This window comes from Abditibacteriota bacterium, assembly GCA_017552965.1.
Lineage (GTDB): Bacteria > Armatimonadota > UBA5829 > UBA5829 > UBA5829 > RGIG7931.
This window is the reverse complement of record JAFZNQ010000009.1, coordinates 222,867-240,400: the sequence shown is the minus strand read 5'-3', so window position 1 is coordinate 240,400 and position 17,534 is coordinate 222,867. Positions and strand designations below refer to the sequence as shown.

The window sequence follows — 17,534 nt, the reverse complement described above, 5'->3', positions numbered from 1 at the left end:
TCATAGTGTGTCTCCTTGGTATGTGTATTAGCTTTCCAGTATGCTCAGGCATTCCCTGACGCCGGTGGCCACTGCGCTGATCTCTTCGTCTGTAAGCTCGGGATACACCGGCAGGGACAGGACCTCTTTGCACGCAGCCTCGGTGACCGGCAGGTCGCCCTCCCTGTAGCCCAGGAAGCCGTAGCAGGGCTGCAGGTGGAGAGGGAAGGGATAATACACCGCGCTGCCTATCCCGCGCTCGGCCAGCATCTCCCGCAGCCGGTCCCGCTGGGGATAGCGAATGGTGAACTGATGGTATATGTGATAGTTGCCGGGCTGCTCCAGAGGAAGCTGCAGACAGGTGCCTGAGAAGGCTTCCAGATAGCAGCGGGCGTGGGCCCTGCGCTTTTCGTTCCATTCGTCCAGCCTGGGCAGCTTGACGTTCAGCACGGCGGCCTGCAGCTCGTCCAGACGGCTGTTGTAGCCTACCCGTTCGTAATAATAGGTGCCGGGCTTCATGCCGTGAAAACGCAGGCTCCTGGCAGTCTCGGCAGTCTCGGGACAGTCGGTGACGATCATGCCGGCGTCGCCGCAGGCCCCCAGATTCTTGGTGGGGAAAAAGCTGATGCAGGTGGCGTCGGCCAGCCGGCCGATGGGAGCGCCGTTCCTCTTGGCTCCGATGGCCTGAGCAGCATCGGCTATGACCTTCAGACCGTGCCGGCGGGCTATGTCCGCTATGGCCTCTGTGTCGCAGGTCTGGCCATAGAGATACACCGGCAGTATGGCTTTGGTCCTGGGAGTGATCTTTGCTTCGATCTGAGATACGTCTATATTGAAGGTGCCGGGCTCAATGTCCACGAATACAGGCCTTGCTCCTCTGATGAGAATGGCTTCGGTGGTGGCCACGAAGGTATATGGCACCGTGATGACCTCGTCATCCTTGCCCACGCCGCAGGCAGCCAGGGCCAGCACCAGCGCGTCAGTCCCGGAGTTCACTCCTATGCCGTAGGACGCTCCGCACTTGGCGGCGTAATTGGCTTCCGCCTCCTTTACGTTGTCGCCTACTATGAACTGACATTTGTCAAAGACCTGGCTGATGGCTTCCAGCAGATCTCTTTTTTGGGATTCGACCTGCTTCTTGGGGTTGGCTAAAGGTATCATGGATGCTCCTTGGTGTATCTTATACTTATCATATAATATTATAACACACCTCGGGCAAAACTTACAACTTTTTTTGAATTGAGGCCCTTTTATTCATCTTGATAAGGGGCCGGGCTTGTGATATAATGCAATTGATTTGAAAAAGGAGACCCCATGATGAAGTATCTCGCTCTATTGTTTTTGCTGGTGCTGCTGCTGGCTGGCGCCGTCCGCGCCCGGGACTTTGACGTCACCGAGTTCGGCGCCGTGGGCGACGGCAAGACCGACTGCACCGAAGCCTTCGAGAAGGCTGTGGAGGCCGTCAGGGCCGTGGGCGGCGGCAATATAAAGGTGCCCACCGGAGACTACGTGATCAAGGGCAATATCACCCTGTATTCCGGGGTGGGGCTCATAGGGACCTATGAAGCCATCCCTACGGACACCCGTCCTTCCTCGCTGGACAAGCAGGGCTACGGTACGGTGCTGCTGGCCTACGCAGGCCGCAACAAGCCCGAGGACCCCGCCTTTATCACCATGAAGGGCCACAACGTCACCCTGAAGGGCTTCATGGTCAGATATCCCGAGGTGACCAGGACCCCCGTGCCTCCCATCCCTTATCCTCCCTGCGTGGCGGGCACCGAGGGCGACGACCACAACGTCATAGACTGCCTGTTCGTCAATCCCTACGAGGCCCTGCATTTTGACAGGGTGGGCAGAGTGTACGTGAGCAACGTCAGCGGATATCCCCAGAAAAGAGGCCTCTTTATCGACAGATGCTACGACGTCAGCCGGGTGGAAAACATCCATTTCTGGCCCTTCGGCGACTACAGGGGCGACGACCCCTACTGTGAGTGGATCCGCGAAAACGGCGTGGCCTTCGAGTTCGCCAAGACCGACTGGCAGAGCTGCCTCAACACCTTTTGCTACGGCTACGGAGTGGGATACAAGTTCTCCGACTACGGCTACGGCGGCGGCTGCGGCAACTATATCGGCATAGGCGCCGACGCCTGCTCCACCTGCATACTGGTCAACGCCACCAGACCCGCGGGCCTGCAGATCACCAACGCCCAGATAGTGCCCACCCAGGGGGAGGACCATCACGCAGTCCTCATCAACAAGGACGTGACCGACAAGGTGACTCTGGTCAACTGCGGCTTCTGGGGAGGGGTGGACAAGGCCATAGAGATGCACGCTCCCCGGGGCATCGTGTCCGTGTCCGACTGCCACTTCGCCATATGGGACACCATGAATAAACAAAGCCCCTGCATAGATATCGCCGAGGGCACGGCCCTCATCCGCGGCAACACCTTCCGCACCAACAAGGAAATGCCCGTGGTAGTTATAGGCAAAAACGCCCTGTCCTGCGTGGTCTCCGACAACGTGAGCCAGCGGGTCTTCCGGGTGTCCAACATGATAGGCTCCGCCGCTGCGATCAGGGACAATCTGCCCTCTGCCGAGCCTCCCGCTCTGCCCGAGGGGGTCCGGAACCTGAAATTCGACGTGGCCAGCCCCAGAGTGGTGAGCTACTTCGGGGATATATACGGCAATGAGAATATGATCAACCGCTTCGGGGAGGACGTGCTGGCCTCCTGGATGGGGGAGGAGCCGGTGCTGCACCTGCCCGTCAGGCCCAACACCAAATACTCCTTCGAGGCATGGATGTATATACCCGAATTTGCCGAGGACCCCGGCAACGGCATCTGGGTCAACGGCAAGAAGGTCTGCTCGCTGGACAAGACCGGCCCCTTCAAAGTCAGGGGCGATCTGAAGAGCGGCAGGGAAAACACTCTGGACGTGGAATTCAGGATCAAGAGCTGGGTGCCGGCGGAGGTCTATGACGACAATCGCGACGGCCGGACTCTCAGCGGGGCTCTGAAGAGCTTCACTCTCATATCCGACAAAAAGGCTCCGGTCTTCGTCCTGGGCTCCGGCGAATACGAGGACGCCGCATTTCCCGCCGAGCTGCCCGCCCGTTAGCCCTTTGCGGCATCACGAAAGCCTGCCTCCGGCGGGCTTTCGTCGTATTTGTCTTGCGGAGAATATTGTGATATAATTATAATAGATATACACCCGATATATCGGGACAAGTCCCGATGATCTGAAAGAGGTAAACAATGTCCGGATCTATTTCCAGGAGAGCCCTCGGCATCGCTCCTTCGCCTACGCTGGCCATCTCGGCCAAGGCAAAGCAGATGAAGGCCGACGGGATCGACGTCATATCCTTCGGAGCGGGCGAGCCCGACTTCGACACCCCCGAATTCATCAAAGAAGCCTGCTTCAAGTCCATCGAAGCCGGCTTTACCAAGTACACTCCCGTAGGCGGGACTCCCGGCCTCAAAAAGGCCATCATCAACAAGCTGAAGAGAGACAACGAACTGGAATACGGCCCCGAGAACATACTGGTCTCCTGCGGCGCCAAGCACTCCCTTTACAACGCCATCATGGCCACGGTGGACCCCGGCGACGAGGTGATCATCCCCGCGCCCTACTGGGTGTCATATCCCGAGATAGTGAAGATGGCCGGCGGCGCGCCCGTCTATATCTCCGCAGACGAGTCCACCGGCTTTTGCGTCACCGGAGAGCAGGTCAGGGCTGCCATCACCCCCAGGACCAAAATGCTGGTCCTGAATACTCCCTCCAATCCCACGGGAGCCGTGTATCCCCCGGAGACCATAGCCGAGATAGCGGACGTCTGCGCCGACGCCGGAGTGATGGTGCTGTCCGACGAGATATACGAAAAGATCATATACGGCGGAGCAAAGCACGTGTCCATAGCCTCCCTCAACCCCCGCATCAGGGAGCTGACCATCACCGTCAACGGCCATTCCAAGGCCTATTCCATGACGGGCTGGCGTCTGGGCTACGCGGCTGCCGAAGCCGATATCATCAGCGCCATGAGCAAGATACAGGGCCACTCCACCTCCAACGCCACCTCCTTTGTCCAGGCTGCTGGCGAAGCCGCCCTGGCGGCGGACCAGAGCTTTCTGGAGGACATGAGAAAGGCCTTCGAGGAGAGGCGGGGCGTGATCTGCCGCATGCTGAACGACATCGAAGGCGTCACCTGCCTGGAGCCCGACGGAGCCTTTTACGTGCTGCCCAACGTGTCGGCCCTCTTCGGCAAGGCCTATGACAAATGGACCATCGGTTCCTCCGACGACCTGTGCGCCTATCTGCTGGAGCACGCTCTGGTGGCCTGCGTGGCAGGCAGCGGCTTCGGCGCTCCCAACAACATACGTCTGTCCTACGCCACCGGCATGGACGCCATTAAGGAAGGCGTGTCCAGGATAGCCGAAGCGGTGAGCAAGCTGCGCTGATGGACGACAAACAGATCGGGGAATTGTCCGAAAGGGCCGGGGTCCCTCTCGTCCCGTCCGCCTATCTGGACCAGTGCTTCGTGCACAAGTCGGTCCGGCAGGACGGCCTTGACGCCGAGTACAACGAAAGGCTCGAGTTCCTGGGGGACAGCATAGTGGGCGAGATAGTCGCCCGGATCCTTTTTGACAAATACCCCGATTGCCGCGAGGGAGACCTGAGCAGGATGAAGGCCGTGGTCATCGGCGAGCCCAGTCTTGCCGAGGCTGCCCGCCGGCTGAAGCTCTACGAATACATACAGGTGTCCGAAAACGAAAAGAAGACCGGGCTGGTCATGCGGCCCTCGGTGCTGTGCGACACCTTTGAGGCCCTGACAGCCGCCATATATCTCTCATGCGGCCGGGAGGTCTGCGAAGCCTTTGTGCGAGGGCAGCTCTCGGAGAGCATCGAGTCTGCTCTGGAAGCCATAGAGGACGTGGACACCAAGTCGGCCCTGCAGACTCTGCTGCAGGACAAGTTCCACTCGGCTCCCACCTACGAGACGGTGGAAGAGACCGGGCCTCCCCACAACAAAACCTTTACAAATTGCGTATTATTCAGTGGGAGAACGCTCGCCAGAGGAACAGGCGCCTCCAAAAAAGCGGCGGAAAAAGATGCCGCCGCCCGGGCGCTGGGCATACTCAGGGAGGAATTTGCCGCCGTGTATGACGTGTGCGTTGCAGGCGCCGGGCTGGCCGGAGTCTGCGCGGCAGTATCTGCCGCGCGGGCAGGGGCCTCGGTGCTCCTCTGCGACAGGCTGCCGGGACCCGGAGGCATGGCAGTCTATGGTCTGGTGAATCCCTTCATGACCCACTGCACTTCCGACGGCAAGCCCCTGGTGGGAGGCCTGTTTGACGAATTGAGACAGCGTCTCGCGGACCGGGGAGCTCTCAGGAAGAACTGCTTTGACTCCTCTGCCATGAGAGAAGCGCTGCTGGATATGCTCCGGGAAGCGGGGGTGACCTTTTTGCCCCGCTGCGGCTTCGTGTCCGCCGTGAGACGCCAGAACGGCGCCTTTGCGGTGGCTCTGGAAGGCAGATTTCTGGAGTGCCGCCGTCTCATCGACGCCACGGGAGACGCGCAAGTCGCCGCCTGTCTCGGCGCAGAGACCCGCACGGGTGACAGCAAGGGACAGGTCCAGGCCGCCACTCTCATGTTTGACGTGGGAGGCGTGGACGTCAGGCGGGCTCTTGCATACGTGGCGGAGCGCCCGGAGGAGTTTCTCTTTCCTAAGCTGGAGCCCGGGACGGACGTCATTGAGACCGCCCTCTCCAACTACAGCCCCGCCGGCTATTTTTCACTGGTGGGCAAGGCCAAAGAAGAGGGCTCGGACTTTCCAGGCGACATGATATTTTACATCTATCGCAAGACTCAGAGCCCCCGCTATGACGCCGTGGTGTTCAATCAGACCCACGCCGCCCTCGCTGACCCTCTCTCGCCCGGGGACATAGCCCGGGGGACCGGAGAGTGTCAAAAGCAGCTCCGGGAGGTGCTGAGGTTCGTCCGGGACAGAGTGCCCGGCTTCGAAAAGGCCTATCTCCTGAAGCGGGCCAAAATACTGGGCGTCAGGGAAAGCCGCAGAGTGGTGGGGGACTACGTCTTTTCGGACAGGGACGTGCTCAGCTCCATGAAGCACAGGGACAGAGTGTGCCGGCTGGCCTATCCCGTGGACGTGCATTCCGCCTCCGGCGAGGGCTACACCCTCAAAGAGTCGGGCAAAAAGTCCGCCGCTCCGCCGCCGGGAGACTGGTACGAGATTCCCTACAGATGTCTCACGGTGAAGAGCATACCCGGCCTGCTGTGCTGCGGCAGGATCATATCCGCCACTCACGAAGGCCTGGGAGCCGCCAGGATCATGCCCTGCGTCATAGCCACGGGTCAGGCTGCGGGAGCCGCCGCCGCCCTTTCGGTACAGCAAAACGTGTCTCCGGACAAATTGGATTATATTCTGCTGAAGCCATATCTGGCTCTGGCAGACAACAAACAGGAGTGAATATGTTGGTCAAGATAGCTTTGCCCAAAGGTTCGCTGCAGGAAGCGACCTTCAACCTTTTTGAAAAAGCCGGCTGGAGCTTTTCCGTGCGCAGCCGTTCCTATACCCCCGCCGTGGACGATCCCGAGCTGGACGCCATACTGCTGCGGGCGCAGGAGATCCCCAGATACGTGGAGATGGGAGCCGTGGACTTTGGCATCACCGGGTATGACAACGTGTGCGAGTGCTCCGCCGACGTGGTGGAGGTCTGCGAGCTGATATATTCCAAGGCCACCTCCAAGCCCTACAGATGGGTGCTGGCTGCTCCCAGGGATTCGGACATCAAATGCGCGGAGGACCTGGAGGGCAAGACCGTGGCCACGGAGCTGGTCAACGTGACCAAAAAATACTTTGCCGACCGGAAGGTCAACGTGAAGGTGGAGTTTTCCTGGGGAGCCACCGAGGTAAAGGTGCCCGAGCTGGTGGACGCCATTGTGGAGGGCACAGAGACGGGCTCCACCCTGAAGGCCCACGGTCTGGCCATACTGGACGAGATACTGGTATCCACCACCCGCCTTATCTGCAACAAGGAGGCCTGGGCGGACCCTGCCAAGAGAGAAAAGATAGAAAACATAGCCACCATGCTGCAGGCTGCCCTGACGGCGGAGACCCTCTCGGGCCTGAAGATGAACGTGCCCAGAGAAAAGCTGGACGCGGTGCTCTCCCTGCTGCCGGCCCTGAATACTCCCACCATCAATGAGCTCACAGACAAGAACTGGGTGGCTCTGGAAATAGTGGTGGACAACAAGGCCCTGAGGAACGTGATCCCTCAGGTAAAGAGGGCGGGAGCCGAAGGCATAGTGGAATTCCCGCTGAACAAGGTGATCTATTGATCGGCTGATACGAAGGAGGCGCTGTGATGATAGGTTATCTCAGAGGAAAGGTGCTGCTTGTCAGGCAGGACAGTCTGATCCTGGACGTGGGAGGAGTAGGCTACAGCGTCTGCTGCCCGGCCCCCCTGCTGGCCAGAGCGGAGGGAGAGACGGAGCTCTTTGTCACTACGGTGGTGAGAGAGGACGCCATCACCCTTTTCGGCTTTGACACAGAGGAGGACCAGTCCATATTCGAGCAGCTCATGTCTGTGAACAAGGTAGGCGCCAGGACAGCTTTGGGCGCCCTGTCCGTCATGACCAGCGCCGAAATAGTGAACGCCGTCCTCACCGGGGACAATGCAGCCCTGGCCCGCATACCCGGCGTAGGCAGAAAGATCACGGAGCAGATCATACTGGATCTGAAGGACAAGCTGGGCGACGCCCCGGCGGGCGCCGGCTCCGGCGACAAGGATACCCAGCTCATAGCCAGAGCGGTGGAGGCCCTCACGGGCCTGGGCTTTACCAGAAGCAACGCCGGGAAGGCCGTGAATGACATCATGGCTGCGGAAGGAGCGGACGACCTGTCCGGCCTGATCAGCAAGGCCCTCAAGCAGCTGGGCAAAGGCAAATCGACTAAATAGGGCTACACAGGATATGTCTATCAAACACCATGACGAAGCGGAGGCTCCCAGGTTCGTGGCGCCGGAAAGGCGTCCCGAGGACAGCGAGCAGGAATCTTCCCTCCGTCCCCGCAGCTTTTCGGAGCTCATAGGCAGAGACAAGATAGTCAGCAACCTGAATATATACATACAGGCTGCCAAACAGAGAGGAGAGGCCCTGGACCACGTGCTTCTCTACGGACCTCCGGGGCTGGGCAAGACCACTCTGGCTTATATCATCGCCAACGAAATGGACGTGAATATCGTCTCCACCTCCGGGCCTGCCATAGAAAAGCCGGCGGACCTGGCGGCCATACTCAGCAATCTGGAAAAGAACTCGGTGCTGTTCATAGACGAGATCCACAGGCTGAACAGGGCAGTGGAGGAGATACTGTATCCCGCCATGGAGGACTACAAGCTGGACATCGTGGTGGGCAAGGGCGCCGGAGCCTACACGGTCAACGTGTCTCTGGAGCGCTTTACCCTGGTGGGCGCCACCACCCGGGCGGGGCTGATCACGGCTCCTCTCAGGAGCAGATTCGGCATAGTGCACAACTTCGATCTCTATGACGTGGATGCTCTCAGCCACATAGTGGACAGGACAGCCCGCCTGCTGGATACCCAAATCACCAAGGACGGCTCCATGGAGATAGCCTCCAGGAGCCGGGGCACACCCAGGATAGCCATACGCACCCTGAAGAGGGTGAGAGACTTTGCTCAGGTCATGGGGGACGGCACCATCGATCTGGAGTGCGCCAGAGAAGGGCTCAGGAGACTGGAGATAGACGAAGAAGGTCTGGACGCCGCCGACAGGCGCATCCTGGACATTATCATCAACAAGTTTAACGGCGGCCCCGTGGGCATGGACACCCTGTCTGCCGCCATAGGCGAGGAAAAGGATACCATCGAGGACGCCCATGAGCCCTATCTCATCCAGAAGGGCTTTATCAGCCGCACTCCCAAAGGCCGGGTGGCCACCCGGCTGGCCTACGACCATCTGGGTGTAGATCTCAGAGAAAAAGGGCTTTTGTCCTTCACGGAGAAGGAGGATGACCATGACTGACACTTATAAGTATTCGGATCCGGGCGAAGAAAAGCAGCTGCTGGACCTGCTGTGGGATCAGTACAACGAAGGCGAATACGCCGACTGCGCCACTCTGGCCGAGAGCATACTGGAGACCAGTCCCGAGAACGTGAACGCGCTGTCGGTGCTGGCTCTCGTGTACGAAAAGCTGGCCGACGCCAACCGGGAGGCCGGAGACACGGAGGGGGAGAGAGAGTATCTCTCCAGGGCTCTGGAAAACTATCTGAAGATCATACGGGTCTCCCACGACAGCGTGGCGGAGCAGGTCAAGGCCGAAAGGCTGAAGCAAAAGCTCTACGGCTCGAAAAAACGCGCCGGCTCCCCGACGCCCCTTGAAGACATAAAAAAGGCCTTCGGCAGCTGGTCGGAAAAGGCGGCTCTCTGGTACAGGGAGAACAAGGACCAAAAGCGCTTTAGGGTCATGTGCATAGCGGCGGCCTGCTGCGTGTTCGTGTCAGCGGGAGTCATATCCTACGCCGTCTCGGTCCACCACAGCCGCGAAGAGGCCAAAAGGATGGCGGAGGCCAGGGCTCGGGAGGAGATAAAGCAGTTTGCCCCCGAGACCCCTCAGGCTGCGGCGCCCTCTGCCCCCGCTCCGGCTCCGGTCCAGCCCTACACGGGGCCCATGATGACCTACACCTACGAGTCTCCCGAATACAAGGCTCAGCTGGAGGCCCAGCGCCAGGAGGCCAACGCCAACCGGCGGGTGGTCAGGGACCCCAATACTCTGGTGGACAAGGGCAGCCACATCAAGACCGGAGGCTCTCAGCCCCGGAAGGAGCAGGACGAGAGAGACACCAAGTCCGACTGGTACGCTTCCCGGAGAGAGCAGCCCAAGTCCGACTCCAAGGTGCCCTACACCGATTTTGAGCTGAGGCCCGCTCAGGGCGAAGACGGCTCCGGCGAGGGAGTGAACCCTCTGAAGGTGGAGCGGGACAAGCCCGCGGACAGGGACAAGGATGAGGACAAGCCGAAGAACGACTCCTCTGCCAGGCTGAAGGCTGCCAACAATCTGCTGAAGTCCGCCATCAAGGCCGGAGACTTGGGCAATTATGAAGAGATGCGCAAGAACGCTCTCGCTGCCAAGGAAATATATCAGGAAGAAAGGGCCAAGGGCAACAAGCCCGAGTTCTGCAAATCAAACATAGATACTATCAATACACTATTGGGATATTAGAGCCTATGAAAAAGCTGTTGTTTATAGCCGCCGCTCTCTTGCTGGCGGGCTGCGTATACGCCCAGGACTCTCTTCCCGCTCTGCTTTTGTACAACGCGGATCTCTCCAGCGGAGCCAAGGAGAGCGACTCCCGGCTCGTGGCCAAGACCCTGCGCTTTTATGCGGATAAGAGCAATCTGTTCTCGTCTCTCATCTTCAATCCGGAGCATCCCGTGGTGGTGCTCGCCCTGAACAGAGGCCGGATCACCGCCGACGACGTGAGCTCCAACGCTCCCGTCACCTCCAGGATCAGGGTGGCCAAGGAGCTGAAATACGACTATGCGGGCATATCCGAGGTCTCCCGAAAGGACGGCAAGCTATATATCAGCTTCAGTCTGTGCAGCCTGAAGGACGATTCGGTGTATTCCTCCGAGGCTTCCTGCGCCATCGCCGAAGGGGACGACACTCCCGTGTCCAACTCCCTGCACACGGCCTGCAGCGGCATTATGAGCAAGGTGATATCCGAAGCCCTCGGAGTGAACGCCGTGTATTCCGGCCAGGCCGAAACGGTCATGACCGACGAGTCCGGCAGGGAGACCAAGGCTCCCGACAATTCCTCCGACCTGTCGGAGCTGGACTCCAAGGCTCTCTCGAAGCTGAACGCCGCCGCCATGAAGGACAAAAACTACTCGGAAGCCTACAGGATCGTCCGCAGGATGATAGACATGGACCCCAACGATCCGGAGCTGAGGCTGAAGCTGGCGGAGATATACTATGAAAAGCAGATGTTCAAGGATGCCCTGGAGTGCTATTATGCCGCCATCAATATGGGCTACAGAGGCATCGATATAGGCGAGCTGAAGACCAAATACGAGAGCAGGGTGCGCTTTGATATCACCGACGAGCCCGACAAAGGCGACGACTCCGTCACGGTCAGGACTCCTTCTCCAGCGCCCGCCCGGTCCTCTCAGGTGTCCGCCCTCATCTCCGAGGCGGACAAGCTGTGGCTGCAGGGCAACACGGACGAAGCTATCAAAAAATACAATGCCGTCGTCCTGTCCTATCCCTCCGACTGGCGCCCCTACGAGAGGCTGGTGTATCTCTACACCAACTCCCAGCGCTACATGGAGGCGGCCTCCGTACTGAAGACCATGAACGCCAGAGGCGCCACCGGCGAATACTACGCCATCACCAAACGCTCCGCCACCATGCACGCGCTGCTGTCCACGGCCCTGTCCAAATACACCGGCGAGATCAAGAGCTTTGGCTACACGGTGGCCAAGACGGAGCCCGGCAAGAGCTCGGTCAACGACAAGATAAAGCAATACAAGAACAAGATAGACAGCCTGCTCCTGGTGATCAGCCAGCTGGCGCAGATGGACCCGAACACCAATTTCGGCAATCTGAAGCTGGTGGGCAATCTGCTGAACTCCGCCGCCTCCGGCTACGGCGACTTTTATGAGAGCCGGGACGACGAATCCCTGTCTGCCGCCCAGGACTTTACGGATCAGGCGGAGAGCAGGATCAAGTCGGGCGTATAGCAGGGCATGGCTCCGAAGTATATACTCTACGTCTGGGGCTGCCAGATGAACGAGGAGGACGCGGCCCAGATAGGCGACTATCTCAGGAAGGCCGGCTACGAGGAGACCCGGAATCCCGAGGAGGCCGCGGCGGCGGTGCTGGTGACCTGTTCGGTGCGTCAGAAGCCCGAGAACAAGGTGCTGTCCAAGCTGGGAGAGCTGGCCATCATCAAGCAGGAGGCCAACCCCGGCCTGATCATAGGCGTTTACGGCTGCATGGCCCAGAGGCAGGGCAAGGCTCTGAGACGGGGCAGGCCCTGGCTGAACTTTGTGTGCGGCACCCACAGGCTCTCCGCCATACCCGGCCTCATAGCCCGGGCTCAGGCCGCTCCCAACGGGTTTTTCTATGACCTCGAGCTTCCGGACAAGGAGCAGGGGGAGCCTCTGCCCGTGCCCGAAAGGACCCCGCGGCTAAAGCCCTCTCTGAGGGAATACGTGCCCATCATGTTCGGCTGCAACAACTTTTGCTCCTACTGCATAGTGCCTTACACCAGAGGAAGAGAGAGGAGCAGGGACTATGCCGACATCACGGAGGAGATAGAGCGTCTGGCCCGGGGCGGCACCAAAGAGGTGACCTTGCTGGGACAGAACGTGAACTCCTACTCCGGCGGAGTCACCTTTCCCCGGCTGCTGGAGCTGGTGAACGATATAGACGGCATAGAAAGGATACGCTTTACCACTTCTCACCCCAAGGATCTGACCCCTGCTCTCATAGACGCTATGGCGGGGCTGCCCAAGGTGGAAAAGCACATACATCTGGCCATACAGAGCGGAGACGATACGGTGCTCCGGAACATGAACAGAAAGTATGACTCCCGCAGGATCAGAGAGCTCATAGCCGCCCTCAGGAGCGCCGTGGAGGACGTGGCCGTCACCACGGATCTCATAGCCGGCTTTCCGGGGGAGACGGAGGAGCAGTTTGAGCATACCCTCGCGCTGGTGGAGGAGATCAGGTTTGACGCTGCCTTTATGTTCAGCTACAATCCCATCCCCGGTACTCCCGCTGCCTCCATGGAGGGGCAGATGCCCATGAAGGATAAAAACAGGAGACTGGAGCGTCTCATAGCCCTGCAGAACGCCATCACCGTGGATATCAACAGGTCCCGCATCGGCAGGACGGAGCGGGTGCTGGTCCACGGCAACGCTTCCCGGCCCGGTCAGAGGACAGGTCTCACGGAGCAGGGAAAGACCTTTAATTTTGAGGGAGCTCAGCCCGCCACTGGCTCTGTGACCGAAGCCGTGGTGACCGAGGCCGGACTCTACGGCTTTACGGGCAGGCTCCCCTGACAAGGCCCTCAAACGATATGAAAGCAGACAAAAAGACTACCCCTATGGAAGAGCAGTATCTCCGGGTCAAGGCTCTGTATCCGGACATCATACTGTTTTACAGAATGGGCGATTTTTACGAGATGTTCGGCGAGGATGCGAAGATCGCCTCCAAAGAGCTGGAGATCACTCTCACGAAGCGCTCGGCTGGTTATGCCGCCGACATGCCCATGTGCGGCTTTCCCTTCCACGCCAGAGACAAATACATCGCCCGGCTGGTGGCCAAGGGCTACAAGGTGGCGGTCTGCGACCAGCTGGAGGACCCCAAAAAGGCCAAAAAGCTGGTCAAAAGAGGGGTGACCAGAGTGGTGACTCCCGGTACCGTCATCGAAGAAGGCATGCTGCAGGGAGACGCCAACAACTTCATAGTGGCCCTGGCCGGCGAGGACAGGTCGGTGGGCATGGCCTTTGCGGACGTGAGCACCGGAGAGTTTGCCGTGTGCGAGTTCCCCATGAGCGAGGCCAGGCAGACCATCGCCGACGAGCTGGCCCGGCTGTCGCCCACCGAGATACTGGTGAGCGACCGGTCCGGGAGAGACTTTGAGAATCTGCTCCTTTGCTGCACCAACTCCCGCTACGAGCTCACAGACGCAGGGCTTATGCCCGGTGAGACCCCCCGGGAGGCTCTGTCGTCCTATTTTCGCACGGACTCCCTGAGAGGCTTTGGTCTGGACGACTATGACGCAGGGCTGTGGGCCGGGGCTCTGATACTCAGCTACATACGCAAGAACAGCCCCGACATCCTGAAAAACATCATCTCCATATCCAACTATGACCCCCGGGGCTTTATGCTGATGGACGCTTCCACACGCCAGAATCTGGAGCTGACCCAGCCCTCAGGGCCCGGGGACAAAAGCCTGACCCTCATGGCCACGGTGAACAGGACCAGGACTGCCATGGGAGCCCGGCTGCTGCGCAGCTGGATAGAGGCGCCTCTGGTGTCCTGCCGGGATATCAACGACCGCCTGGACAAGGTGGAGGTGTTTGCCTCCGACCGCCTGCTGCTGGAGGATACCCGCAGGTCCCTGGGGCAGATCATGGATATAGAGAGGATACAGTCCCGCATAGTGTCCAAGATGGCTTCCCCCAAGGACCTGCTGGGACTTGCCGCCAGCCTGCGGGAGCTGCCCCGCCTGTCGGAGCTGCTGAAGGACAGACCCGGGGAGCTGGCCGCCGGCTTTGAGGGCTTTGAGGATACCGCCGGTCTCATCGAAAGCGCAGTCATGGAAAACCATTCCGCCTCCATACGGGACGGCGGCGTCATCCGGGACGGCTACGACCCGGAGCTGGATTCCCTGCGCAACGCCAAAAGCCAGGGGCAGAGCTGGATACTGCAGCTGGAAGCCGAGGAGAGGGAGCAGACCGGCTGCAAGACCCTCAAGGTGGGCTATAACAGCGTCTTCGGCTATTACATCGAGGTCAGCCGCAAGGAGCAGGACTCAGTGCCCGAACGGTATATACGCAAGCAGACTCTGGTGAACTGCGAAAGATACATCACAGAGGAGCTGAAGGCCATAGAGGAAAAGCTGCTGGGAGCCGACGAAAAGGCCCTGGAGCTGGAAAAGGAGCTCTGGGACCGGCTGCTGGACAAGCTGGGTGACGAGACCCGCCGCATCGGGGCCGCCGCCTCCGGCATAGCCAGGCTGGACGTGCTGTCCTCCTTTGCCTATCTGGCCGGCGAAAGCGATTATGTGAAGCCGGAGGTCAATGACAGCGGCTGCATCGATATCAGGGGCGGCAGACATCCTGTCATAGAGACCTGTACCGAAGCCTTTGTGGCCAATGACACCCATCTCAACGGCTCCGACAGCAGGATATGGGTGATCACCGGTCCCAATATGGCCGGCAAGTCCACCTACATGCGCCAGACGGCCCTTATAGTGCTGCTGGCCCAGATAGGCTGCTACGTGCCGGCGGAGGAAGCCCATATAGGGGTGGTGGACCGCATATTTACCCGCATAGGGGCCCATGACGAGCTGGCCACGGGCCAGAGCACCTTTATGGTGGAGATGAACGAGACGGCGAACATCATCAACAACGCCACCTCCGACAGTCTGGTGATACTGGACGAGATAGGCAGGGGCACCTCCACCCACGACGGTCTGGCCATTGCCTGGGCGTCGCTGGAGGAGCTGGAAAGGATCGGCTGCAAGGCCCTCTTTGCCACCCACTACCATATGCTCAACCAGCTGGAGCAGCATATGGAGGGAGTGGTCAATTACAGAGTGGCCGTCCGGGAAGAAAAGGACCGGGTGATATGGCTCAGAAAGATCATGAAGGGCGGCACTGACAGATCCTACGGTCTGGAGGTGGCCCGGCTGGCGGGCCTGCCCGCATCGGTCATAGGGAGAGCCAGAGACATACTGGCCCGGCTGGAAGCCGAGGACTCGGACAAAAAGGCCATCGGCCCGGCTGCGGAGAACATACAGCTGAAGCTGTTTGACATCGCTCCGGATCCCGTCACCGAGGAGATCAGGGCCGTCAATCCGGACTCCCTGTCTCCCATAGAGGCTCTCAATCTGATATACACCTGGAAGAAGAGGCTGGACAATGAGCGACGCTAAGATCAACATACTGGACGACATCACCGCCAGCCAGATAGCTGCCGGCGAGGTGGTGGAGCGGCCTCTCTCCGTGGTCAAGGAGCTCTGTGAGAATTCCATCGACGCCGGAGCCGACGCCATCAAGATAGAGATCGAAAACGGCGGCCAGACCTATATCAGGGTCACGGACAACGGCTGCGGCATGTCCGAGACCGACGCGGTGATGTGCCTCTCCAGACACGCCACCAGCAAGATACGCTCTGCCGACGACCTGTCAAACATCACCACTCTGGGCTTCAGGGGGGAAGCGGTGCCCAGCATAGCCTCCGTCAGCAGGATGGTCATAGAGACCTGCGACAATCCGGAGGGCAACGGGGTGCGCATCACCGTCAGCGGCGGGGAGCCGGAGAGCGTGGAGCGTATCGCTTTTTCCCGGGGGACCCGCATCACCGTGAGGGACCTGTTTTACAACGTGCCCGCCAGACGCAAGTTCATGAAGACCGCGTCTTCGGAGCAGAATGGCATACTGGGCGTCATCAGCCAGCTGGCCATAGGAGAGCCCGGCAGGCGTTTTGAGCTGGTGAACCTCATACGCAGGGACAGGGGCGAATACACCCCGCGAAGGCTGCTGCTGTCGGCTCCGGGAGGCAATCTGCTGAACGCCATCACCTCCGTGCTGGGGGCGGATACTGCCAGGGATATGGTGTATTTTTCCGAGACGGACGGAGTCTCCACCGTGTCCGGCTACGTGTCCACCGCCCAGGGCTGCCGGGGCTCCAGAAGAGACGAATATATGTACGTCAACGGCCGCTGCGTCAAAAACAGAAAGATGCTGTATATGGCAGAGCTGCCCTACAAGACTCTTGCTCCCGGCAAATATCCGGCCGCCGTCATATTCGTGACGCTGCCGCCGGGGCTGGTGGACGTGAACGTGCATCCCGCCAAGAGCGAGGTGAACTTCAGCAACGAAAGCCAGATATCCGGGCTGATACACAAGGGAGTGACCAAGGCTGTCTCCGGCAGTCTCGGCTCCCTGAGACCCGCCGAGCGGGGCGCCCTGCAGACAGGCGCCGAGCCGGAGAAGCAGGGACAGTCCGCAGGGCAGTCCGGAGGACAGGAGAGGAGCCGGGCCGCGGGGGAATACCGCCGGACCCCGGTGGAGCTGCCCAAGACCATGAGCGGCGGGACCGATACCTTCAGGATAGACCTGGCGGACCGGAAGGAGGAAGGGGACCCCTTTGCATGGGGCAGCCTGCCCGAGCAGCCGGCGCCGGCTCCCATCCCCGGCGAGCTGAAGGTCATAGGACAATACAGGAACACCTATATCATATGCTCCTCCGACAAGGGCATCATAGTCATAGATCAGCACGTGGCCCACGAGCGCATACTCTACGAGAGCTTTGAAGAGCGCTCCGCCGAGAACACCGGGTCCCAGCTGATGCTCATGCCGGAGACCATCAGCTGCTCCATGAAGGACGCCGCCATAGTGAACGCCCGGATGGAGGAGCTGTCCAGAGCCGGCTACGTGCTGGAGGACTTTGGAGCCGGCAGCTTCATCATGCGCGGCTATCCCGCCTGTCTCACCGAAAAGAACGCGAAGAGCGTGCTGCAGGAGATCATAAGCGATATGTCCGAGGAGCAGGGGGACAAAAAGCTGGTCATCAAGCCGGAGAGGGTGCTCATTTACGCCAGCTGCCGCATGGCCATCAAGGCCGGCGACAAGCTGTCGCAGGAAGAGATGCAGACTCTGGTGGACGAGCTGGTGAAGTGCCGCATACCCAACACCTGTCCCCACGGCAGGCCTATCCTCATGTCCATCACGGACTACGATCTGGACAAGGCCTTTCAGAGGATCTGAGTTGCCCCGGAGGG

At 59.9% G+C, this 17,534-nt stretch carries 12 protein-coding genes; 11 read left to right on the top strand and 1 reads right to left on the bottom strand.

The features are described from left to right. Positions 1 to 27: 27 nt before the first annotated feature. On the bottom strand, positions 28 to 1,140 hold the full coding sequence (locus IK083_02015; GenBank protein ID MBR4748336.1) for a DegT/DnrJ/EryC1/StrS family aminotransferase: 1,113 nt from the start codon (positions 1,138 to 1,140) through the stop codon (positions 28 to 30). A gap of 153 nt (positions 1,141 to 1,293) precedes the next feature. Between IK083_02015 and IK083_02010 the strand changes: the two genes are divergently transcribed. The 11 genes from IK083_02010 to mutL all read left to right on the top strand — a co-directional run bounded on the left by IK083_02010 (position 1,294) and on the right by mutL (position 17,520). Then, positions 1,294 to 3,096, top strand: a complete 1,803-nt coding sequence (locus tag IK083_02010) for a hypothetical protein (protein MBR4748335.1) — start codon at positions 1,294 to 1,296, stop codon at positions 3,094 to 3,096. Between the two features lie 137 nt (positions 3,097 to 3,233). Continuing rightward, the gene (locus IK083_02005; GenBank protein MBR4748334.1) at positions 3,234 to 4,433 is read left to right on the top strand and encodes a pyridoxal phosphate-dependent aminotransferase; all 1,200 of its coding nucleotides are present in this window, start codon (positions 3,234 to 3,236) and stop codon (positions 4,431 to 4,433) included. Next, the gene (gene rnc / locus IK083_02000; protein ID MBR4748333.1) at positions 4,433 to 6,463 is read left to right on the top strand and encodes a ribonuclease III; all 2,031 of its coding nucleotides are present in this window, start codon (positions 4,433 to 4,435) and stop codon (positions 6,461 to 6,463) included. The genes IK083_02005 and rnc overlap by 1 nt, the downstream gene beginning before the upstream one ends. 2 nt (positions 6,464 to 6,465) lie before the next feature. Further along, positions 6,466 to 7,335, top strand: coding sequence for an ATP phosphoribosyltransferase (locus IK083_01995; protein ID MBR4748332.1), 870 nt, complete (start codon positions 6,466 to 6,468; stop codon positions 7,333 to 7,335). A gap of 23 nt (positions 7,336 to 7,358) precedes the next feature. Next, positions 7,359 to 7,955, top strand: a complete 597-nt coding sequence (gene ruvA / locus IK083_01990) for a Holliday junction branch migration protein RuvA (GenBank protein MBR4748331.1) — start codon at positions 7,359 to 7,361, stop codon at positions 7,953 to 7,955. A gap of 13 nt (positions 7,956 to 7,968) precedes the next feature. Next, positions 7,969 to 9,036 carry a Holliday junction branch migration DNA helicase RuvB gene (gene ruvB / locus IK083_01985; GenBank protein ID MBR4748330.1) on the top strand — a complete coding sequence of 356 codons (1,068 nt, stop codon included), beginning with the start codon at positions 7,969 to 7,971 and terminating at the stop codon, positions 9,034 to 9,036. Then, complete coding sequence (locus IK083_01980; GenBank protein ID MBR4748329.1) at positions 9,029 to 10,234, top strand: hypothetical protein; 1,206 nt, start codon at positions 9,029 to 9,031, stop codon at positions 10,232 to 10,234. The genes ruvB and IK083_01980 overlap by 8 nt, the downstream gene beginning before the upstream one ends. A 5-nt stretch (positions 10,235 to 10,239) precedes the next feature. Then, positions 10,240 to 11,754, top strand: a complete 1,515-nt coding sequence (locus IK083_01975; protein ID MBR4748328.1) for a tetratricopeptide repeat protein — start codon at positions 10,240 to 10,242, stop codon at positions 11,752 to 11,754. Between the two features lie 6 nt (positions 11,755 to 11,760). Beyond that, positions 11,761 to 13,080 carry a tRNA (N6-isopentenyl adenosine(37)-C2)-methylthiotransferase MiaB gene (gene miaB, locus IK083_01970; GenBank protein ID MBR4748327.1) on the top strand — a complete coding sequence of 440 codons (1,320 nt, stop codon included), beginning with the start codon at positions 11,761 to 11,763 and terminating at the stop codon, positions 13,078 to 13,080. 17 nt (positions 13,081 to 13,097) lie between these two features. After that, the gene (gene mutS, locus IK083_01965; protein ID MBR4748326.1) at positions 13,098 to 15,683 is read left to right on the top strand and encodes a DNA mismatch repair protein MutS; all 2,586 of its coding nucleotides are present in this window, start codon (positions 13,098 to 13,100) and stop codon (positions 15,681 to 15,683) included. Next, positions 15,670 to 17,520 carry a DNA mismatch repair endonuclease MutL gene (gene mutL / locus IK083_01960; GenBank protein ID MBR4748325.1) on the top strand — a complete coding sequence of 617 codons (1,851 nt, stop codon included), beginning with the start codon at positions 15,670 to 15,672 and terminating at the stop codon, positions 17,518 to 17,520. Before mutS ends, mutL begins: the two co-directional genes overlap by 14 nt. Positions 17,521 to 17,534: the final 14 nt, after the last annotated feature.

Bases quoted from the DNA above. Each gene is read 5' to 3' on its own strand.
- IK083_02015 (MBR4748336.1), bottom strand. From the start codon at position 1,140: ATGATACCTTTAGCCAACCCCAAGAAGCAGGTCGAATCCCAAAAAAGA.
- IK083_02010 (MBR4748335.1), top strand. From the start codon at position 1,294: ATGATGAAGTATCTCGCTCTATTGTTTTTGCTGGTGCTGCTGCTGGCT.
- IK083_02005 (MBR4748334.1), top strand. From the start codon at position 3,234: ATGTCCGGATCTATTTCCAGGAGAGCCCTCGGCATCGCTCCTTCGCCT.
- rnc (MBR4748333.1), top strand. From the start codon at position 4,433: ATGGACGACAAACAGATCGGGGAATTGTCCGAAAGGGCCGGGGTCCCT.
- IK083_01995 (MBR4748332.1), top strand. From the start codon at position 6,466: ATGTTGGTCAAGATAGCTTTGCCCAAAGGTTCGCTGCAGGAAGCGACC.
- ruvB (MBR4748330.1), top strand. From the start codon at position 7,969: ATGTCTATCAAACACCATGACGAAGCGGAGGCTCCCAGGTTCGTGGCG.
- IK083_01980 (MBR4748329.1), top strand. From the start codon at position 9,029: ATGACTGACACTTATAAGTATTCGGATCCGGGCGAAGAAAAGCAGCTG.
- IK083_01975 (MBR4748328.1), top strand. From the start codon at position 10,240: ATGAAAAAGCTGTTGTTTATAGCCGCCGCTCTCTTGCTGGCGGGCTGC.
- miaB (MBR4748327.1), top strand. From the start codon at position 11,761: ATGGCTCCGAAGTATATACTCTACGTCTGGGGCTGCCAGATGAACGAG.
- mutS (MBR4748326.1), top strand. From the start codon at position 13,098: ATGAAAGCAGACAAAAAGACTACCCCTATGGAAGAGCAGTATCTCCGG.
- mutL (MBR4748325.1), top strand. From the start codon at position 15,670: ATGAGCGACGCTAAGATCAACATACTGGACGACATCACCGCCAGCCAG.